Source organism: Pseudomonas sp. TE3-3-F2023 (assembly GCF_036784815.1).
In the GTDB taxonomy this organism is placed as follows: Bacteria; Pseudomonadota; Gammaproteobacteria; order Pseudomonadales; family Pseudomonadaceae; genus Aquipseudomonas; species Aquipseudomonas pudica.
In genome coordinates this window covers 161676-181108 of record NZ_CP145113.1, presented here as the reverse complement: position 1 = coordinate 181108, position 19433 = coordinate 161676, and the positions used below count along the sequence as shown (strand labels likewise).

The following is a 19433-nucleotide window of genomic DNA, read 5'->3' as shown; positions in this document are numbered from 1 at the left end:
CGAAATCTGTGGTGACCCTGTGGGAGCGGGCAAGCCCGCGAAGAGGCCGGTACAGGCTAAGACTCAAGCGCTGGCCAGCCCCCGGCCGCGCCTGACCACCAGGCTATCCACCAGCCACATCACCACCATCGACACCCCCACCAGCGGGAACATCAACCCCAGCACCAGCATCACCCCCACCGCTACCTTCCAGCGCGGCAGGTCATGGCGCAGCGGCGGCACACCCAGCCCGCCGGCCGGCCTGCGCTTCCACCACATCACCAGCCCGCTCACCGAACCCAGCAAGATCATCAGGCACACCAGCAGGATGATGATCTGGTTGAGCGCACCGAACATCTTGCCTTCATGCAGCATCACACCCAGCTCGGTGGCACGGGCGACCGGGCTGTAGTCGTGCCAGCGCACATCGGCCAACACCTTGCCGGTGTACTGGTCGACATGCAGGGTGGCGTCGTTGCGCGGGTCGTCGGCGAATACGGCGATGGTGAACACGCCATCGGCCGTGGTCGGCGCGGTAATGCTGTAACCCGGTTCGACCTGGCGCGCGGTAGCGATGTCTTCGACCTGCTGCAGGCTTATCTGTGGCGCTGCCGGCGCGCTTGACATCATGTGATGCCCCGCATGTTCGGCGTGTGCACCAGACTGCGGCATCGGCGTGTTTTCCATCGCCCAGGGCACGGTCTGGCGGTGTGCGCTGTTGAGTTCACCCGCCTGCTGGTCCGACTTGGGCACGTCGTTCCACATGGCCGCCGGAAAGCGGTTCCACAAGTCGGCGTACTGCTTGCCCCACAGGCCGGTCCAGGTCATGCCGCTGACCAGCATCAGCAGCAACAAGGCCGAGCCCCAGAAACCGGTCACCGCATGCAGGTCGCGCCAGAACAGTCGGCCGCGTGCCGATAGCCGTGGCCACAGCACGCCAGCGCCATTGCGCCCGCGTGGCCACCACAAGTACAGGCCCGATACCACCAGCACGATGCCCCAGCCCGCGGCCAGCTCCACCAGGCGGTCACCAACCGTGCCGACCATCAGTTCGCCATGCAGAGCGCGGGCGATGGCCTGGAGGTTCTGCTTGCCATCCTGTTCGCCGAGGACTTTGCCGCTGTAGGGGTCGACGAATACGTTCAGTTCGCGCCCGGCATCATGCACCACGAATTGCGCGCTGCGTTCGGCGTCCAGCGGCGGCAGGTACTGGCCAACGTGGCCCTTGGGGTAGGCCTTGCGCACTTCGGCCAGCATCGTGTCCGCGCCCTGGCGGTGGTGGCCGGCGTCGACCACCATCAGCTCGCGGTACAGCAACGGGTCGAGCTGCGGCTTGAACAGGTAGATGATCCCGGTGATTGCCAGCAGAATCATGAACGGGGCCACGAACAGCCCCGCATAGAAGTGCCAACGCCAGGCCAGGTTGTAGAAATTGATGCGTGTTCCTCTCATGGGAACCTCCTGTTTGACCAGCAGAGGGGCGCGACCTGCGCCGCGCCCGTTGTTGTTGTCAGAAGCTGAAGTCGACCTTGGTCCAGAAGGTCCTGCCTGGCTCGTTGACCGGCTGTGGATCGGTAGCCGGGTAGCCGAACCCGGCGTTCCCGGCCAGGTTCAAGTGCTCGGCGTAGGTCTTGTCGAACAGGTTGTCGACCCCTGCGCTGAGCTTGAGGTGGTTGCTTACCTTGTAGGCGCCATTGAGCGAGAACACGCCGAAGCCGGCGCTGTTGTCGTAGTCCTTGCCGACCACGTTGCCCTGGTTCTCGGCGATGCGGTTCTGCGCCGCCACCAACCGCCACAGTGCACCGACGCTCCATGCATCGCGGCTGTAAGTCAGGCCCAGGCGGCTTTCCAGAGGCGGCATTTGCGGTAGTGCTGTGCCGTCACTGCTGTTCTTGCCCCAGGCGTAGGCCAGCGTGGCGTCCGCCTTCCAGTTTTCCGTCAGCTGGTAGGCCGCGCCCAGTTCGCCGCCCATGATGCGGGCGTCGATGTTGCGAGCCTGGGAGCTCATCCCCTGGTAGTCGAACAGGATGTAGTCGCGGATCTGCCCGATGTAGCCAGACACCCACGCTTCAATGCGCTCGTCGCGGTACTGGATACCGAAGTCGAGCTGGGTGGTCTTCTCTGGCTTGATACCGTCGAAAGCATTGGCCGCACCGGGTGGGGCCAGCTTGGGCGAGAACAGCTCCCAGTAGTCGGGGAAACGCTGGGCATGACCAAGGCCGATGTACGTGGTGGCCGGGATGGCTGCCAGGTCGTGCTCGTAGCGGACGAAGCCGCTGGGCAGGGTGTCGGCGCGGGTGTCGCCGTTGGTGGCGCTGGTCGCACGGAAGTCGCGGGCCGAGGCGCGGTCCAGGCGGGCACCGGTAATCATGCGGTCCTCACCACTGACGTACCAGGTCAGCTCGCCGAAGGCACCGTAGTTGTGGAAGTCGGCGTCCTTGGTCCAGGCCTGGCCCTTGTGCGCGTCCACACCCATGCCGCCGCGCTTGCGATGTTCGTTGGTCTGCGCGTCGATGCCGCCGATCAGTTGCACATCGGCCCAGCGCCAGGTGGCCTTGATGCGTGCGCCCATGGTGCGGCGGTCGACGTTGCTGACCATCGGCATGCCCATCATGCCGCTGCCCGAAGGCGTGCGCAGGCTGTAGTTGTCCATCACGTGGTCGGCGTAGTTGTAGTAGACCTGCGCCTCGACCTTGTCGAGCACCTCGCCGAGGTTGGATTTTTCGAAACGCAGACCCAGGCTTTCGCGCTTGAACTGCGAGCCGTCCATGCCACGCCCGGCATAGCGAGCCTCACCGTCGCCCTTGCCGGCGGTGAGTTCCAGCAGGGTGTCCTGGTCGGGGGTCCAGCCGAGGGCGACATCGCCGTTCCATTTGTCCCAGCGTGACGGCACGGTGTTGTCACTGCCATCGTGGTAGTCGTCCGAGCGCGACTGGTTGCCGACGAAGCGGGCGTAGGCCTGGTTGTTGCCGGCGGCAGTGTCCAGCACCTTGTCGAAGCGGCCGTTGGAGCCGGCCAACAGACTGGCATTGACCCGGCTGCCGAGGGTGCCGAACTTCTCCGGCTCGCGCTCGAAGAGGATGGTTCCCGCCGAGCCGCCCGGCCCCCAGATCACGCTTTGCGGGCCTTTGATGACGGTCAGGCGGTCGTAGGTTTCCGGCGAAATGTACGAGGTGGGGGCATCCATGCGGTTGGGGCAGGCGCCCAGCATCATGCCGCCATTGGTGAGGATGTTCAGGCGCGAGCCGAACATGCCGCGCAGTACCGGGTCGCCGTTGGTGCCGCCGGCGCGGATGGCCGAGAAGCCGGGGATGGTCTTCAGGTAGTCGGCGCCATCGCTGGCCGGCACCGGCTGGCGCGGGTCTTTCGGGTTGGTGACCACGGTCAGCGGCGAGCTCGGGGCCACGGCGGTGATCACCGTCGGGCTCAGCTCGGAGGCGTCGTGTGCATGGCCTTCATGGCCTGGGTCGGCGGCCAGGGCCACGGGCGCGAGCAGTGAGCCGCACACGGCGGCGATGGTCCCACGCAGGGACAAGGCAAAAACAGGGGTGCAGCCGGACATAATGATTCCAGTCGATCAGTCATGAGTCAGCGCGAAGCCTCCTGGCTCCGTGCGCAAAAAAATGTGGGTTCAGACGTTGATCGAGGAAGGTGGGGCGCGGCTGCGCGCGCCGGGGAATACAGCCTGCCGGGCATGCCCCTGGCGCGTGGGTGCGAACAGGTGAGTGGTGGATACGACGTTGCCTGCACTGAGCGGGCTGAGGGCCTGGGGCAGGGCCGGGCAGTTGAACAGCAGGCTGCAGTAACCGCACTTTTCCCACATCACATGCAACTGGCCATCGCCAGCCTGGCCGTGATGGGGGTTGCCGCCATGCTGATGGGCGGTTGCCATCGGCATGTCCATCGGCATGCTCATGCCGGCGTGGTGGTCCATCGGCATCGACTGGGAAATCAGCGGGCCGATGAAGATCATCCACATGGCGAACAGGCTCAGCCATCCGCCACCGGCGCGCCTGCGGTCAGGGCGGGTGGAACGGCTGATGCTGTTGCGCGGCAGGCTCATGGCGAGTGCCTTTCAGCGGGTGATCAGTGCGTGTGTTCGTGGGCTTGCGGCTGGTCCGTCGGCGCCTGCTTCTGCACTGCCACATCGACGGTGATATCGCCGGCCTTTTCGAAGTGCAGGGTCAACGGGAAGCGCTTGCCGTCGCTGAGCAGGCTGCGGTCCTTGGGCTGCATCAGCATCACATGGTAGGCGCTGGGGGCGAAGGTCAGGTCCTTGCCTGCGGGCACCACCACGCTGGGCACCTGCTGCATCTTCATGGCACCGCTGGCGCTCATGGCATGCTCATGCAGTTGTGCGTCATCGCTGATGGGGCTGTCGACACCGAGCAGGCGGTCGTCGGCCTGGCCATTGTTGTGCACCACGAAATACGCCGCGACGTTGGGGGCGTTGGGTGGCAGCTGCAGTGACCAGGGGTGGGCGATGTGCAGGTCACCCACGCTGTATTCGTGGGCATTGGCATAGGCGCCGGGCAGCAGCAGGGCGGCCATGACGAGGGCGTGCTTGAGCATGGTGAATCTCCGTTTCTGTTCAGGTTCAGGCAGACAGCGTGATGAACTCAGGCCAGCGGAGAGGCACGGGGGTTGAGCGCCGGCCAGAGTTGGCGCGGCGTGGCGTGGTAGTCGGCAGGTGGCGGCAGCGGCCCGGCCAGCAGTGTCGGCGGGTTGTGCAGCTGCGGCGGATAGCCGGGCAGGGCCAGCAGTGGCGCCGCACCGAAGCAGCACCAGCAATTCATAATGCTGGCGCTTTCGTCGCTTTGCGGGCCGAGGTCGATCTTGGCCAGGGCCTGGACGTCGACCTTGGCCTTGTTGGCCATGCTGGAACAGAAGGCCCCCCACAGCAGCTGCTCGGCCGGGCCCTTGGGCGCGGCGGAAGACAGCGGCATGGCCAGCAGGTTGAACAGCACTGCAAGGCAGGCTATCCAGGCGATGTGCCGACGTGGGGGCATGGAGAGATCCGGTCAGGAATCGTGGTGGGTATTGTAAGGCGGAGTATAGGTAAAAATGGCGGGGTGCGGTGAAGTGACGCAGGCCGGGCCCTTCGAGGGGCTGCTCTGCAGCCCAATCGCCGGCAAGCCAGCTCCCACAGGGAACGCACAGATTTCAAAGCCTGTGGTAAACCTGTGGGGGCTGGCTTGTCGGCGCTGAAGGCAAAGGTACCCTCAAGCCTTGTTGCGGCCCATCAGCCCACGCACGGTCTCCTGCAGGTCCGCCGGCAGCACCACCACCTTGGCATTGCTGCTGCCCGCCAGGTTTTCCATCGCCCCCACATAGCGCTCGCCCAGCAGGTACATCGCCGGTACGGTCTCGTTGCCGACCGCGTCCTTGACCAGCGAAATCGCCCGCGCCGAGGCCTCGGCCAGGCTGATCTGCGCTTCGGCATCCAGCCTGGCTGCCTGCAAGCGTGCTTCTGCTTCCAGGATCGCAGCCTGCTTGGCCCCTTCGGCACGGGTCACGTCGGCCTTGCGCTCACGCTCTGCTGCCGCCTGGCGCTCCATGGCCAATTGCATGTTCTCCGAGGGCTTGATGTCCTGGATTTCCACCGAGCGTACGGTCACGCCCCAGTCTTCGGTCTGCTCGGACATCGCCTCGCGCAGACGCGCCTTGATCTGCTCGCGGCTGGACAGCGCTTCGTCCAGGTCCATGGCGCCGACGATGGCGCGCAGCGAGGTCATGGTCAGGCTGGTGACGGCGAACGAGAAGTCCTGCACGCCATAGGAGGCCTTCTGCGGGTCGACCACCTTGGCAAAGCACAGGGCGTTGGCGACGATCACCGCGTTATCCCGGGTGATGATTTCCTGCTGCTGCACATCGAGGATGATGTCCTTGGTCGGCAGGCGGTACGCGACCACGTCCATGTACGGGATGACGATGTTCAGGCCGGGCTTGAGCGTGCTTTGGTAGCGGCCCAGGCGCTCGACGACCCATTCCTCGCCCTGGGGCACGATGCGCACCCCCTTGAACACGGTTATCAGGACGAACAGGGCGATGGCGACGACGACGATGAGGCTGGTCATGATGCGAAATTCCTTTTAGTGCGGATTCAGGCTCGGGTGACCCGGGCGGTGTTGCCTTCGATGGCGGTCAGGCGTACCCGCTCGCCGGCCGCGATCTCGCTGTTGGCGACGCAGGTCCACTCCTCGTTGCCGAGGATGGGCTTCTGGAAGCGCACACGGCCTTTCTGGAACTCCGACACGCCAGCAGTCAGCAGCCCTACTTCACCGATCACGCTTTCGGCGGTCCAGCGTACGTCTGGTTGCTTGCGCCGGAACAGCTTGAACCACAGTGCCGTGGTGACTGACGACATCAGCACCCACAGCAGCACCTGCATGTCCAGTTGCAGGCTGGGGGCGGCCAGTGAAATGAGCGACACCAGCACGGCGCCGATGCCGAACCAGAGGATGAAGAACGTCGGCAGGACCAGTTCGAGCAGGATCAGCGCGATGCCGAAGACCAGCCAGATCCACCATTGCATTTCCATATGGGTAGTGCCTTCCGGGGGAGAGTGCCGAGTTTACGGCAGCAGTGCGGCACAAGGCCACTTCATGGTTTGAAGGAAAAGTCCGAAATGGCTGTAGGAGCAACTGCCTTGTGCAAATACATGAAAGTTGCCGCGTCACCTGTAGGAGCGGGTTCACCCGCGAACACCGGCGAAGCCGGTGCCATGCACCGCGATGATTTCTTCGCGGGTAAACCCGCTCCCACAGGGATCTGCGGTGCGTTTACGGAATCTGTTATCCGCGCAGGTCGAGTGCCGCAGCCAGGTCGGCTGGCGAGTCGAATGCCCGGTCCACATCCGGCAACGCCGGTCGCTTCAGGATCAGCACGGGTATCCCCAGCTCCCGCGCCACTTCCAGCTTCGGTTCGGTCGCCACGCTGCCGCTGTTCTTGCTGATCAGCACATCGATCTTGCGGCGCTGGAACAACGCCCGCTCATCCTCGATATGGAACGGCCCGCGCGCGCCAATCACTTCGCAGCGATCATTGCCAGGGCATGCCTCCAGCGCACGCAAGGTCCAGAACTGCTCCGACGGTATCTCGCCCAGATGTTGCAGCGGCTCACGCCCCAGCGTGAACAATGGCCTGCGAAACGGCTTGAGTGCCTCGATCAACCCTGCCCAGTCCTCGACCTCGCGCCAGTCGTCCCCGGCTTGTGATTGCCAGGCCGGGCGGCGCAAGGCCCAGCACGGGATACCGGCCAGGCGTGAGGCGTTGGCGGCATTGCGGCTGATCTGCGCGGCGTAGGGATGGGTGGCATCGATCAGCAACGTGATGCCTGCCTCGTGCAGGTAGTTGGCCAACCCTTCGGCACCGCCAAATCCGCCGACCCGAACCTGGCATTGCAGGTCCTGCGGCACCCGGCCAATGCCCGCCAGGCTGTAGACGTGCTGTGGGCCCAGGCGGCGAGCTATGGCCAGGGCTTCAGTGACACCGCCCAGCAGCAGGATGCGCGCGTTCATTGCACGCCTGCCCGGCCGACGATGCCACCCTGGCGATCGATGGCGAACACCTCCACCTGCACCTGCGCCGGCACCACGCTGCGGGCAAACGCCAGGGCGTGGCCGCACACCGCGTCACCCAAGGGGATGCCGGCTGCATGGGCCAGTGCCAGGGCCTGCTGGCTGGTGTTGGCAGTAATGATCGATGCCTGCAGCGCCTCGTCGGCGCCGATGTCCGCTGCCCAGCCGGCCAGTTGCGGCAGGTCGATGCTGGAGTGGCGGCTGTGCAGGTCCATGTGCCCGGCAGCCAATTTGCTGATCTTGCCGAAACCGCCGCACAGGGTCAGGCGTGGTACTGGCACCTTGCGCAGGTGCTTGAGCACGGCACCGACGAAGTCGCCCATTTCGATCAGGGCTATTTCCGGCAGGCCATAGACGCGGCGCATGGTGTCTTCGCTGGCGTTGCCGGTGCATGCGGCGATATGCGTGTAGCCGTTGGTATGGGCGACGTCGATGCCCTGGTGGATCGAGGCGATGTAGGCCGCGCAGGAAAACGGCCGCACGATGCCGCTGGTGCCGAGGATCGACAACCCTCCGAGGATGCCCAGACGCGGGTTCATGGTTTTCAGGGCCAGTTGCTCGCCGCCCTGCACATTGACCGTGACCTCGAAGCCGCCGGCGTAGCTGCATTCGTCCGCCAGGCGTTGCAGGTGTTCACTGATCATGCGCCGTGGCACCGGGTTGATGGCCGGCTCACCCACCGCCAGCACCAGCCCCGGGCGGGTCACGGTGCCGACGCCGGTGCCGGCGACAAAACGGATACCCGGTTCGGCCAGCAGGCGCACCTGGCTATAGAGCAGTGCGCCATGGGTCACGTCCGGGTCGTCGCCGGCGTCCTTGAGTGTGCCCGCTTCGGCACCTTGGCTGGTGAGGCGGCAGAACTCCAGGCGCATCTGCACCACCTTGCCCTTGGGCAGGGTAATGCTGACTGCGTCGCTGCTCTCGCCGCCCAGCAGCAAGCGTGCTGCCGCCAGGCTGGTGGCAGTGGCGCAGCTACCGGTGGTCAGGCCGCTGCGCAGGGGAGCGGGCTGTTCGCGGGTCTCTTCACGCATCGGCGGGTTTCACCACGTCCAGCAATGTGATCGGCAGCGCCTGGCGCCAAGTGTCGAACGCGCCCAATGGCTGGGCATGGGCGACATGGATGCGGGTCAGCTCGCCGCCATGGCGTTCTCGGAAATGCGCCAGGGCCAGTTCGCTTTGCAGGGTCACCGCATTGGCTACCAGCCGGCCACCGGGGCGCAGGTTTGCCCAGCACAGGTCGAGAACACCTTCGCGGGTGACGCCGCCACCGATGAAGACAGCATCCGGCCGCTCCAGGCCCTCCAGCGCCGCCGGTGCCTGGCCGCAGACCAATTGCAGGCCGGGTACACCCAGCGCATCGCGGTTGTATTCGATGAAGCCCTGGCGGCCTGCGTCGGCCTCGATGGCCAGGGCGCGGCAGGCCGGGTGGGCGCGCATCCATTCGATGCCGATCGAACCGCAGCCGGCACCCACGTCCCACAGCAGCTCGCCGGGCTGTGGTGCCAGGCGGGCGAGGGTGATGGCGCGGACATCGCGCTTGGTCAGTTGGCCGTCATGCCGGAAGGCGCTGTCCGGCAGCCCGGCCAGCCGGTGCAGGCGCGGCGCCTCGGGCGACGCCAGGCACTCGATGGCTACCAGGTTGAGCGCGGCGACGTCGCTGTGCGGCCAGTCCTGGGCGGTGCCGGCCAACTCCCGTTCGTCCACGCCACCCAAGTGTTCGAAGACTCGCAGGCGGCTTGGCCCGAAGCCCCGCTCGCGCAACTGAGTGGCAATTACGGCCGGGCCGTCGCCGTCGTTGCTCAGCACCAGCAGGCGCACGCCGCTGTGCAGGTGGGCATTGAGCGCTGCCGGGGGCCGAGCAACCAGCGAAACCACCTGTACGTCCTGCAGTGGCCAGCCCAGGCGGGCGGCGGCCAGGGCGCAGGAGGAGGGCATCGACAGCACGCGCATTTCAGCGGCGGGCAGTTGGCGCGCCAGGCTGGCGCCGACGCCGTAGAACATCGGGTCGCCGCTGGCCAGCACGCACACCGGCTCGCCGCGCAGGGCCAGAACTGGGGCCAGCGAGAACGGTCTTGGCCAGCCCAGCCGCTCGCCGGCCACGCAGCGTGGCAGCAAGGCCAGCTGGCGCGGGCTGCCGAAGATCCGCGCAGCGCCCAGCAGCGCGCGCCGGGCCTGCTTGCCCAGGCCGCTGAAGCCGTCTTCGCCGATACCTACAACTGTCAGCCAGGGTGCCATGTATTTCATTCCGCCATTTTTGGGGCCGCTGCGCGCCCCTTCGCGGGCTCGCCCGCTCCCACAGGTACAGCGCAGCCGTTGCTGGCAGCGGTGATTCTGTGGGAGCGGGCATGCCCGCGAAGAAGGCGACGCGGTCCTTAATTTCTACTCGATCATCGATGATGCTCGACCACCGGCTTTTCATGCCGCCGGACAAAGCAGGCATAATACCGCGCCTTCTACACTCAAGCGCATTTTCACAGATTGCCGGACGCCCATTTGACCCAGGCCCAAGCCCCACACGTATCGCCCCGCCCCTCGGCCTGCCCGGGGTTGTGGCGCATCGTCAGTGCCCGTGATGGCGGCATCTGCCGCATCAAGCTGCCAGGCGGCCTGCTGCTGGCCGACCAGGCCGACGCAGTGGCGGCGGCTGCCGAGCGTTTCGCCGGTGGCGTGATCGAGGCCACCAACCGCGGCAACCTGCAGATTCGTGGCATCGGCAGCGAGCATCGCGGCCTGGTCGAGACACTGCTTGCTGCCGGCCTGGGCCCACGTGATGCCGCCGGTGACGATGTGCGCAACCTGATGCTCAGCCCGCTGGCCGGGCATGACCCGGCGATGCTGCTGGATGCTCGGCCGTTGGCCGGGCAGATCCTCGACCTGCTGGAAGGCACCCCGCGTTTTCACCAGTTATCGGCCAAGTTCGCCGTGCAGCTCGATGCCGGCGAAAACCTGGCCATGCTCGAACACCCCCATGACTTGTGGCTGTCGGCCATGCGCCTGGAGCAGCAGACCTGGTTGGCGTTTGGCCTGGCGGGTTGCCCGGCAGATGGCCAGGTGCTCGGCGCGGTGCCGGCGGAACAAGGCCAGGCACTGGTGCGTGCGGTGCTGGAGCGCTTCCTCGACCTGGCCACCCCGGCACAGTCGCGTATGCGCCAGTTGCTCGAGACGTTTTCGACAACCGATTTCATCGACGGACTCGGCCTGGCCATCCGCCGCGATGCCGCCGTGCTGGCATGGCGGCGTGAACCGCGCACTGTCTCGTGGCTGGGCGTTCTGCCCCAGGCGCAGGGCGTCGCCTTGGGCGTTGCCCCGCCGCAGGGGCGCCTGACACCGTCCATGCTGCGTGGCGCAGCGCGCATGGCCCGTGAACATGGCGATGGCAGCCTGCGCCTGAGCCCCTGGCAAAGCCTGGTGCTGACCAGCCTGCAAGCGCAACACATCGACTACGCCCAGGCCAGGCTGTCCGCCCTGGGCCTGCTATGCCATGACCATGAGCCACTGGCCCGTATAAGCGCCTGCACCGGCGCCAGTGGCTGTGCCAAGGCCCTGGGCGAGACCAAGGCCGACGCCGTCACCCTGGCGGCACTGCTCGGCCCTGGCGTGCCCGGCAGCGTGCACTTGTCCGGTTGCCCCCGATCCTGCGCCGTGGCCCATGTTGCCCCGGCCACCCTGCTGGCCCGCGCGCCGGGCCGTTACGACCTGTACCTGCGTGATGCGCGCCTGCCGGGCTTCGGCGCCCTGCGCGCCACCAACCTTACCTTGAATGAAGCAGGCGCCATGCTCGACCTGCCGACGGAGCACCTTGATGATTGACTACATCCGCGATGGTCAGGAGATCTATCGCAACTCCTTCCGGATCATCCGCGAGGAAGCCCGACTCGAGCGGATCCCCGCAGACCTCGAAAAGCTCGCCGTGCGCGTGATCCACGCCTGTGGCATGGTCGATGCCATCGATGGCCTGCAGTTCTCCGAAGGTGCCGGCCGGGCCGGGCGCGAGGCGTTGCTGAACGGCGCGCCGATCCTCTGCGATGCGCACATGGTCGCCGAGGGCATCACCCGCGCCCGTCTGCCCGCCGACAACAAGGTCATCTGCACCCTGCGCGACCCGAGCGTACCGGGCATGGCGAAAGACGCCGGCAACACCCGTTCCGCCGTGGCCCTGGAGCTGTGGCGACCGCACCTGGAAGGCAGTGTGGTGGTAATTGGCAACGCGCCTACCGCACTGTTCTACCTGCTGGAAATGCTCGACGCCGGTGCCCCGAAACCGGCACTGATCCTCGGCTTCCCGGTCGGCTTCGTCGGTGCTGCCGAGTCCAAGGCGATGCTCGCCGCCGACAGCCGTGGCGTGCCGTTCGTGATCATGCAGGGCCGCCTGGGCGGCAGCGCGATGGCCGCCGCGGCGGTCAATGCCCTGGCCACGGAGGTGGAGTGATGGTGCCACGTGGACGTCTGCTGGGCCTGGGCGTAGGCCCTGGCGACCCTGAACTGATTACCCTCAAAGCCCTGCGCCTGCTGCGTGAAGCGCCCGTGGTCGGCTACTTCGTGGCCAAGGGCAAGCGCGGCAATGCCTTCGGCATCATCGAGGCGCACCTGCAGCCGGAGCAGACCTTGCTGCCGCTGGTCTACCCGGTAACCACTGAAGCGCTGCCAGCGCCGTTGTCCTATGAACAGGTGATCAGCGACTTCTACGACGAGGCCAGCGTGCAGGTAGCCGAGCACCTGGATGCCGGCCGCGACGTGGCGGTGATCTGTGAGGGCGACCCGTTCTTCTATGGTTCCTACATGTACTTGCATGACCGCCTGGCGCAGCGCTACGAGGCCGAAGTGATCCCCGGCGTCTGCTCGATGCTCGGTGGCGCCTCGGTACTGGGCGCGCCGCTGGTGTACCGCAACCAGAGCCTGTCGGTGCTGTCTGGCGTGTTGCCGGCCGATGAGCTCAAGCGTCGCCTGGCCGACGCCGACGCGGCGGTGATCATGAAACTTGGCCGCAACTTCCCCAAGGTGCGCGAAGTGCTGGCCGAACTGGGCCTGGACGGGCGCGCGCTGTATGTGGAACGGGCCACCATGGCCAACCAGAAGATCGTGCCGCTGGACCAGGTCGACCCACAGTCGTCGCCGTACTTCTCGCTGATCATCGTGCCGGGTGAAAAATGGCAGGGCTGAACATGCACCAGGCACCGGCGATCGTCATTCTTGGCCAGGGCAGCCTGGCCACGGCGCAGCGTATCCAGCAGTGTTATCCGCAAGCATCGATCCATGGGCTGGAAGGCCGGGTCGAGGGTGCCGACCTTTGCTACACCGCGTTTGGCGATACCCTGCGGGGGCTCTACCAGCAGAACACACCGATCATCGCCCTGTGCGCAGCGGGTATCGTCATCCGCAGCCTGGCCAGCCTGCTCAGCGAGAAAGGTGTCGAACCACCGGTACTGGTCGTGGCCGAAGACGGCAGTGCCGTAGTGCCGTTGCTCGGAGGCCTTGGCGGTGTGAACGTGATGGCACGGGAAATCGCTGAAGCATTGGGTGTTGCTGCGGCGATCACCACCAGCGGCGAGCTGCGTTTCGGCACCTGTCTGCTGAACCCGCCGCAAGGCTATGCATTGGCGGATATCGAGCAAGGCAAGCGCTTTGTCTCCGACCTGTTGGCTGGCGAGGCGGTGCGCATCGAAGGTGACGCGCCGTGGCTGCAGCAGGCGCAGTTGCCTGCCAGCGAGGCGGCCCGGCGTACCATCCATGTTGGGCACCAGGCCCGCCCGGCCAGCCGCGATGAGCTGCTGATCCACCCGCGCTCGGTGGTAGTGGGTGTTGCCGGCGGCAGCCTGGCCAGTATCCGGGCGGCACTGCAGCAAGCCGGCATAGCCGAGCCTGCGGTGGCGTGCCTGCTGGCCGACGAGCGAGCCATGGCCGACAGCGCCCTGCACGAGGCAGCACAGGGCCTGGGAGTTGCCCTGCGTTTTACTGCCCGGACGCATGACCTGGCCGGGATGGTTGCCGCAGCATTGCCCGCTGCGCAACTGATCGAGGTGGCAGACGTGGTCATCGCGGTGGCACCTGCCCCGGTCGAGGTGAAGCAGGTTGGCCGTCGTCGAGGTCGCCTGGCGGTTATCGGCCTGGGGCCGGGCGCTGCCGAGCTGATGGTACCGGCGGTCAAGGCCGAACTGGCACGGGCCGAGGATGTGCTCGGTTACGAAACCTATGTGCGCATGGCCGGCCCGTTTCGTGACGATCAGGTGCTGCACTGCACCGACAACCGTGAAGAGATGCAGCGTGCCCGGCATGCCTTCGAACTGGCGGCCCAGGGCCGTTCGGTGGTGGTGGTATCGTCGGGCGATCCAGGTGTGTTCGCCATGGCGGCAGCGGTACTTGAAGCGCTGCACGAGTCCAATGAACCGGCCTGGCACCGGGTGGATCTCGAGATCCTGCCGGGGGTTTCGGCCTCGCTCGCGACCGCCGCCCAGGCGGGTGCACCGCTGGGGCATGACTTCTGCGTGATGTCGCTGTCGGACAACCTCAAGCCCTGGTCGATCATTGAAAAGCGCCTGGACCTGGCGGCCCAGGCCGACCTGGTGCTGGCGTTCTACAACCCGATTTCCAAGGCAAGGCCGCACCAGCTCGGGGTAGCGTTGGAGGTCGTACGTCGTCATCGCGAGGGGAACACGCCTGTAGTCCTTGGCCGTGACATCGGTAGGCCGGGGCAGACGCTGAAGGTCGTCACATTGGCTGAGCTGCTGCCGGAAATGGTCGACATGCGCACCATGGTGCTGGTGGGTTCATCTACAACCTGCGTGTTTCCTCGCCTCTCGGGTGGGGTGTGGGCCTACACGCCGCGTTGGTACCCGTCGGCCGACTAGTTGCACCGGAAACCCTTCAGCGCGCTGCATCCTGGGCGCGCTGGCTAAGGTGGTCGCCCCTGACTCGGGGGCAACCATCTAGGAGTTTCCACATGTCCACAGAAACACAAGTCACTGCAACCGACACAGCCATCCTGGTCGAAGGCAACCTGCTGGCCTGCGGCGCAGGCATGTCTTCGCAAAGCCGTCATGACGTAAAGAACGCCTTCCACTTTGCCACCTTGGTGGCTGACAAGTCCTTCGATGCCGAAAAACAGAGCAGGGAGTGGTACGACCGGTTCATCGATGTCATGCGTGATGTTGGCTTTACCATCCCTCGTCGCACCTTCGAGCTGGAAACCTCTGCCGAGCTGTCTGTCACCATAGGCGCTGTCGCTGTACGGGCGATTGGTGCGGTCGGTAATGCGGTGCTGGGTGGTACCAAGTTGGGTGTGCTGGCCAAGGCGGCCTTCGACAAACTCACTACCGTCGAAAATGATCTCAAGGTGGTCGATCACAAGCGCAAGAACAAGGTCAGGGGCATGGTCGGGATGGCCGCCTGCGTCGAAACCGACAACAACGATGTGGTCATGGTGGTGAACTGCATCCAGGCCTCTGCCCCACAACTGGATGATGACATCCTGGGTATCCAGTGGAAGCTGGAAAAGACCGAGTACTACGCCGGCATGGCTGTGCTCACCCTCAACACTTTCGTCTACGACAAGGTCCGCGAAACCGTGGAAAACAAACTCGGCGTGCGCAGCGTCGAGAACGTTCTCCAGTACGACATCTGATTGCAGGGCGGCGTTTTTGCAACGCCGCCTTGTTCGGCTCTTTGTGACGAGGTAACGCAATGGACAGAACAGCTGAACAATTGATGTTGATTGGCGGGACGGCATTACTGTATCGCGCGGACGCTGGCCAGATTCAACGCCAGGCTGCCTTCGACTCCATCCTTTACGCTCAGTTGGTGGCCAACAGGAATGCGGGCTCACGCTTTGACAACTATGAAGCCTGGTATGACGCCTATCGCGAGGCATACCGGCAACTGGGCTGGATCAAGCTGGCCAGTACGCATGACCTGAAACAGTTGGGGCGACCCGCACGCAGCGCGCAGATACAGCCACTCGAGGCGTGGCTGAAGATGCGCTCGATCCGTCATGAGGCCGTTCTGGCTGCAGTAAGAAGCGGCCTGGGCCGATCGATCGAAGGTTTTCGCCACCAGCTGAAGTTCTGCACGCAGGGTTCGCAGCTGGTGATCGAGCTTGGCCTGCTCAAATCGGGGCCGGCGCTCGACCTTTGCAGTATCACCCTGCAATTCGAAAAGCCGATCGCCGGCATCTCTCAGGACATGCTGCTGGTCGAAAAGGCGCTGGAGGGCGAAGCCGGGTTCAATGGCGTTTCCTTGCAGCTGGATAATGGGCGCTTCCAACACCAGCGAGATGAACTGCAGGCATTGATGAAAACCAAGGATGCACAGGGGGAGTACCGGTTCGACCTCAATTCGGCAATGGTCAGGGCGCCAGGTAGCCTTTGATTCCGGTAAAGATGATTTGTGCAGCCAGGGCGCAGACGAACAGTCCCATCAGCCGGCTGACGATCTGCAGGCCCTGGTCGCCGAGGATGCGCTCGATACGGTGTGACAGGTACAGCACCAGGCCGACGGTAAAACTGGCCAGGGCGATGCTGATAATGGCCAGCAGCTTGTCGTCCCAGTGCGGGTGGCCGACGCCCATCACCAGCAGTGCACCGATGGTGCCGGGGCCGACGGTCAGCGGGATCGTCAGCGGCACGATGGTGACATCCTGCTGCACGTTGTCGGCCTGTACCGCAGACTTGCCTTGGGCCATGCCCAGTGCCGAGATGAACAGCACGCTGCCGGCGCCGATGCGGAAGGCGTCGGCGGTGATGCCGAAGATGCCGAAGATCGCCCGCCCGAACAGGTACAGCAGGACACTGGCGATCAGCGCGGCGACGGCCACTTTCCATGCCAGCTGCTTGCGCTCCTTGCTGGAGTGGCCGCGGGTCAGGCTGATGAAGCACGACAGCACGAAGAACGGGCTGTAGAGCACGAGCATTTTCAGGTAGACGCTGAACAACTCATGGAGCATGGGGGCTAGTCCAGGCAGTTATGGCTGGGCAGAGTCTATCAGCAGATTCTGTTGATAGCCTGTGCCGGCCTCAGCTCAGGAACTATGCACCGGATCCACCTTGGCTTCCCGGTGATTGGCCCAGTACTGGATCAGCTCTCGCAACTGCGACAATTCCACCGGTTTGGCCATATGCCCGTCCATGCCCGCCAGGCGTGCACGTTCCTTGTGTTCGGCAAGTATGTGAGCGGTCAGCGCCACTACCGGGGTGCGCTGGCGCTGGTTGGCGGCCTCCCAGGCGCGCAGCTGCTGGGTGGCCGAGAAACCGTCCAGTATCGGCATTTCGCAGTCCATCAGCACCAGGTCATAGCGCTGCGCCTTCATCGCCTGCAAGGCCTCTTCGCCATTGCTGGCGGTATCTGGCTCGAGGTTGAGCTTGCCGAGCATGCCGCGAATCACCTTGGTCGAGATGCTGTTGTCCTCGGCGACCAGCACGCGGAAGTCGCCGGGGAGGTCCAGTGCCTGGGGGATGCCGGGCAAACTGGCTGGCACGGCTTGCTCGCGGCCGCGCTGGGCCAGCTCTTCGGCCAGGGTGGTTTTCAGCGTGTAGCCCGCCACCGGCTTGGCAAGGATCCGCTTGACCCCGGCGTTGCGCGCAATGACCTTGCTCGGCGCGTTGCTGATGCCGGTGAGCATCACTACCAGGATGTCGTGGTTCAGGCTCGGGTCTTCCTTGATCTTGGCGGCCAGCTGCATGCCGGTCATGCCTGGCATGTTCTGGTCCAGCAGTACGGCATCGAAGTAGTCGCGCAGGTGGGCCTTGGTGCGCAGCAGGGCCAGGGCTTCCTTGCCCGACGGGACCGCGCTGACGTTCATGCCCCAGGCACTGCACTGCTGTACCAGCACCTTGCGGCAGGTGTCGTTGTCATCCACCACCAGTACCCGAGCATCACGCAGCGGGCCTTCGAGGTCGGCCGGTGGCTGTTCGAGGCGCGAAGGGTCCAGCGGCAGCGTCAGCCAGAGAGTGTTGCCCATGCCGGTGCTGCTCTTGATGCCGAACTCTCCCTGCATCAGGCCGATCAGCTGCTTGGCGATCACCAGCCCCAGATGGCCGCCCAGCTTATTGCTGGAGAGAAAGTGGTGGCTGTGCAACTCGGCCTGCAGCAAGGCTTCGCGGTCAGCGGCGGGCAACGGTTCGCCGCTGTCCTGCACGGCGATGCGCAGGCGCGGTACCTCGCCGCGCTGGTCCAGCGCCACCACCAGCAGGATTTCGCCCTGATCGGTATTTTTCAGGGCATTCTCCAGCAGGCTCGACAAGGCCTGGCGAAGGCGCGTCGGGTCGCCGCTGATTACCCGAGGTACTTGCGGCTGGGTGAAGCTGATCAGTTCGATGTTCTGCTGTTCGGCCTTGGCGCGGAAAATGTTCAGGCAATCCTCGATCAGAGCGTTGAGGTCGAACTGCACATCATCGAGTTCGATCTGCCGGGATTCGAGCTTGGAAATGTCGAGAATCTCGTTGATCAGCGTGAGCAGCTCGTTGCCGGCGCTGTGAATGGTCTGTACGTAGTCGCGCTGCTTGACCGACAGCGGCGTCCCCAGCAGCAGTTCTGTCATGCCCAGCACACCGTTCATCGGGGTGCGGATTTCGTGACTGATCTTGGCCAGGAATTCGGCCTTGGCGTTGATTTCGGCATCGCTGGCTGCCAGGGCGCGGCTGGCGCTGAAGCGCTCCTCGCTCATGCGCCGCAGGCGTTCGCTGACTGCCAGGTTGAGCAGCAGGCCGCTGGCCACCGTCAGCCCCAGCAGGATGCACAGCAACCAGGGCGTAGAAGTACGGGTCAGGCCCAGCAGCGCAGGCAGCAGCACCAGGCCACCGAGGTTGAACACCACCATGGCCAGGCTGAACAGGCGTGCGGGTGCATAGCCCTTGTACCACTGGTAGCTGCTGACCAGCAGCATGCTCACGGTGCCCAGGGCCATCAGGGCGTAGGTCATCAGGTTGAGGGGCAGGGTGTCGACGAACAGCAGCACCAACCCGCTCAACCCGACCACCAGCATCTCGCTCTGCAGCAGGCGGTTGAGCCGTGGCGAGTTGCATGGCGAGAAGAAATGCTGGGTGAAGCACAGCCCGGCCAGGCCGGCCAGGACGAGAGTCAGATATGCGGCGGGCGTCTGCGCGCTGTGCCACACGTGCCACCACGGGCCGCTCAGGTTCAGCAGGATCAGGCCGCTGAGCAGCATCAGGCCGTGGTACAGCGCCAGGATCAGGGTGGTGTTGGAGCGGCTGTAGAGGAAGCGGATCAGGTTGTGCATGATCAGCATCACCAGGCCGCCGAACAGCATGCCGAACAGCAGCGGCTGGCGTTGGTCGGAGGCTGCCACGGCCGCAGGCTCCAGACTGATGGCCGGGCGCAGCTGATGCTCGGAAACCAGGCGCAGGTAGATATCCAGGGGTTGCTTGCTGTTGGGCAGGGGCAGTACATGGTCGCTGCCACGCAGGGTCGGACTGGCATTGCCGGCCTGGCGCCCATGGTGCAGCTGACGCAGAAGCTGGTCGCCCTCGAGGGCGTAGAGGTCCAGGCCCGAAAGGTCTGGGGCGAAAACCCGCAGCAGTTGTTCCTGCTCGCCGGGCTCCAGGCGGTAGTGCAGCCAGAGGGCCTGTTCCGCAGGGGCGGCATCCAGGTCGGCGAGTACAAGCGGGCTGAACTGGTTGCGGTAACGCTCGGAGCGCACGTCGCTCAGTTGCAGGTTGGCCTGTTCGTCGAGCAGAACGGCCCAGCCTCCGTCATGTTCGGCCGCAGCCGGGAACATGCAGAGCAAGGTCAGCAAGCTGACGATCAGAGCTGAGGCAATCCGAAGCCGACGCACTACGAAATCCCTTCTTAGCCAAGGTGCCGGGTATTAACTATGCGCGGCGCGCCAAGTCGAAGGCAAGGCCTCTCGGGGCCCTGTCGACGAGC

General features: G+C 65.1%; 18 protein-coding genes. 6 read left to right on the top strand and 12 right to left on the bottom strand.

Annotation, left to right across the window (positions count from 1 at the left end):
* Positions 1-63: 63 nt before the first annotated feature.
* The 10 genes from V3314_RS00840 to cbiE all read right to left on the bottom strand — a co-directional run bounded on the left by V3314_RS00840 (position 64) and on the right by cbiE (position 9794).
* A complete protein-coding gene (locus tag V3314_RS00840) occupies positions 64-1431 on the bottom strand; it encodes a PepSY domain-containing protein (RefSeq protein WP_338459836.1) in 1368 nt (455 codons plus the stop codon).
* A gap of 58 nt (positions 1432-1489) precedes the next feature.
* Positions 1490-3541, bottom strand: coding sequence for a TonB-dependent copper receptor (locus V3314_RS00835; protein ID WP_338459835.1), 2052 nt, complete (start codon positions 3539-3541; stop codon positions 1490-1492).
* A 69-nt stretch (positions 3542-3610) separates the two neighbouring features.
* Entirely contained in the window at positions 3611-4042 is a 432-nt protein-coding gene (locus tag V3314_RS00830; protein ID WP_085599687.1) for a DUF2946 domain-containing protein, read from the bottom strand.
* A 23-nt stretch (positions 4043-4065) separates the two neighbouring features.
* Positions 4066-4551 carry a copper chaperone PCu(A)C gene (locus V3314_RS00825; RefSeq protein WP_046613261.1) on the bottom strand — a complete coding sequence of 162 codons (486 nt, stop codon included), beginning with the start codon at positions 4549-4551 and terminating at the stop codon, positions 4066-4068.
* 47 nt (positions 4552-4598) lie between these two features.
* Complete coding sequence (locus tag V3314_RS00820; RefSeq protein WP_196183310.1) at positions 4599-4988, bottom strand: DUF2946 domain-containing protein; 390 nt, start codon at positions 4986-4988, stop codon at positions 4599-4601.
* Positions 4989-5201: 213 nt separating this feature from the next.
* Positions 5202-6056 carry an SPFH domain-containing protein gene (locus V3314_RS00815; RefSeq protein ID WP_013974384.1) on the bottom strand — a complete coding sequence of 285 codons (855 nt, stop codon included), beginning with the start codon at positions 6054-6056 and terminating at the stop codon, positions 5202-5204.
* Positions 6057-6082: 26 nt separating this feature from the next.
* On the bottom strand, positions 6083-6520 hold the full coding sequence (locus V3314_RS00810) for an NfeD family protein (RefSeq protein ID WP_135002751.1): 438 nt from the start codon (positions 6518-6520) through the stop codon (positions 6083-6085).
* 253 nt (positions 6521-6773) lie between these two features.
* Positions 6774-7499 (bottom strand): cobalt-precorrin-6A reductase, encoded by a 726-nt coding sequence (locus V3314_RS00805; protein WP_046613259.1) that lies wholly within the window; start codon positions 7497-7499, stop codon positions 6774-6776.
* Entirely contained in the window at positions 7496-8590 is a 1095-nt protein-coding gene (locus V3314_RS00800; protein WP_135002752.1) for a cobalt-precorrin-5B (C(1))-methyltransferase, read from the bottom strand. The genes V3314_RS00805 and V3314_RS00800 overlap by 4 nt, the downstream gene beginning before the upstream one ends.
* Entirely contained in the window at positions 8583-9794 is a 1212-nt protein-coding gene (cbiE, locus tag V3314_RS00795; protein ID WP_322492382.1) for a precorrin-6y C5,15-methyltransferase (decarboxylating) subunit CbiE, read from the bottom strand. Before cbiE ends, V3314_RS00800 begins: the two co-directional genes overlap by 8 nt.
* A 243-nt stretch (positions 9795-10037) precedes the next feature.
* Here cbiE and cobG point away from each other — a divergent pair, with 243 nt between their 5' ends.
* From cobG to V3314_RS00765, 6 genes are all read left to right on the top strand, one after another.
* Positions 10038-11369, top strand: a complete 1332-nt coding sequence (cobG, locus tag V3314_RS00790; RefSeq protein ID WP_200899993.1) for a precorrin-3B synthase — start codon at positions 10038-10040, stop codon at positions 11367-11369.
* Positions 11362-11988, top strand: a complete 627-nt coding sequence (locus tag V3314_RS00785; protein ID WP_046613252.1) for a precorrin-8X methylmutase — start codon at positions 11362-11364, stop codon at positions 11986-11988. The genes cobG and V3314_RS00785 overlap by 8 nt, the downstream gene beginning before the upstream one ends.
* Positions 11988-12719 carry a precorrin-2 C(20)-methyltransferase gene (locus tag V3314_RS00780; protein WP_338459834.1) on the top strand — a complete coding sequence of 244 codons (732 nt, stop codon included), beginning with the start codon at positions 11988-11990 and terminating at the stop codon, positions 12717-12719. The genes V3314_RS00785 and V3314_RS00780 overlap by 1 nt, the downstream gene beginning before the upstream one ends.
* On the top strand, positions 12707-14404 hold the full coding sequence (cobJ, locus tag V3314_RS00775) for a precorrin-3B C(17)-methyltransferase (protein WP_080958392.1): 1698 nt from the start codon (positions 12707-12709) through the stop codon (positions 14402-14404). The genes V3314_RS00780 and cobJ overlap by 13 nt, the downstream gene beginning before the upstream one ends.
* Positions 14405-14496: 92 nt before the next feature.
* Positions 14497-15177 (top strand): hypothetical protein, encoded by a 681-nt coding sequence (locus V3314_RS00770; protein ID WP_338459833.1) that lies wholly within the window; start codon positions 14497-14499, stop codon positions 15175-15177.
* Between the two features lie 59 nt (positions 15178-15236).
* Positions 15237-15920, top strand: a complete 684-nt coding sequence (locus tag V3314_RS00765; RefSeq protein ID WP_046613245.1) for a hypothetical protein — start codon at positions 15237-15239, stop codon at positions 15918-15920.
* Here the strand turns inward: V3314_RS00765 and V3314_RS00760 are convergent.
* Together V3314_RS00760 and V3314_RS00755 are read right to left on the bottom strand one after the other, a co-directional pair.
* On the bottom strand, positions 15898-16494 hold the full coding sequence (locus V3314_RS00760; protein ID WP_046613244.1) for a MarC family protein: 597 nt from the start codon (positions 16492-16494) through the stop codon (positions 15898-15900). The two genes, V3314_RS00765 and V3314_RS00760, sit on opposite strands and share 23 nt — an antisense overlap.
* Positions 16495-16569: 75 nt before the next feature.
* A complete protein-coding gene (locus V3314_RS00755) occupies positions 16570-19341 on the bottom strand; it encodes a hybrid sensor histidine kinase/response regulator (RefSeq protein ID WP_046613243.1) in 2772 nt (923 codons plus the stop codon).
* Positions 19342-19433 lie beyond the last annotated feature (92 nt).

Coding starts and splice junctions, on each gene's coding strand:
- V3314_RS00820 (WP_196183310.1), bottom strand. CDS start 4,988: ATGCCCCCACGTCGGCACATCGCCTGGATAGCCTGCCTTGCAGTGCTG.
- cobJ (WP_080958392.1), top strand. CDS start 12,707: ATGGCAGGGCTGAACATGCACCAGGCACCGGCGATCGTCATTCTTGGC.
- V3314_RS00825 (WP_046613261.1), bottom strand. CDS start 4,551: ATGCTCAAGCACGCCCTCGTCATGGCCGCCCTGCTGCTGCCCGGCGCC.
- V3314_RS00840 (WP_338459836.1), bottom strand. CDS start 1,431: ATGAGAGGAACACGCATCAATTTCTACAACCTGGCCTGGCGTTGGCAC.
- V3314_RS00815 (WP_013974384.1), bottom strand. CDS start 6,056: ATGACCAGCCTCATCGTCGTCGTCGCCATCGCCCTGTTCGTCCTGATA.
- V3314_RS00835 (WP_338459835.1), bottom strand. CDS start 3,541: ATGTCCGGCTGCACCCCTGTTTTTGCCTTGTCCCTGCGTGGGACCATC.
- V3314_RS00780 (WP_338459834.1), top strand. CDS start 11,988: ATGGTGCCACGTGGACGTCTGCTGGGCCTGGGCGTAGGCCCTGGCGAC.
- V3314_RS00805 (WP_046613259.1), bottom strand. CDS start 7,499: ATGAACGCGCGCATCCTGCTGCTGGGCGGTGTCACTGAAGCCCTGGCC.
- V3314_RS00770 (WP_338459833.1), top strand. CDS start 14,497: ATGTCCACAGAAACACAAGTCACTGCAACCGACACAGCCATCCTGGTC.
- V3314_RS00785 (WP_046613252.1), top strand. CDS start 11,362: ATGATTGACTACATCCGCGATGGTCAGGAGATCTATCGCAACTCCTTC.
- V3314_RS00830 (WP_085599687.1), bottom strand. CDS start 4,042: ATGAGCCTGCCGCGCAACAGCATCAGCCGTTCCACCCGCCCTGACCGC.
- cbiE (WP_322492382.1), bottom strand. CDS start 9,794: ATGGCACCCTGGCTGACAGTTGTAGGTATCGGCGAAGACGGCTTCAGC.
- V3314_RS00765 (WP_046613245.1), top strand. CDS start 15,237: ATGGACAGAACAGCTGAACAATTGATGTTGATTGGCGGGACGGCATTA.
- V3314_RS00810 (WP_135002751.1), bottom strand. CDS start 6,520: ATGGAAATGCAATGGTGGATCTGGCTGGTCTTCGGCATCGCGCTGATC.
- V3314_RS00760 (WP_046613244.1), bottom strand. CDS start 16,494: ATGCTCCATGAGTTGTTCAGCGTCTACCTGAAAATGCTCGTGCTCTAC.
- V3314_RS00800 (WP_135002752.1), bottom strand. CDS start 8,590: ATGCGTGAAGAGACCCGCGAACAGCCCGCTCCCCTGCGCAGCGGCCTG.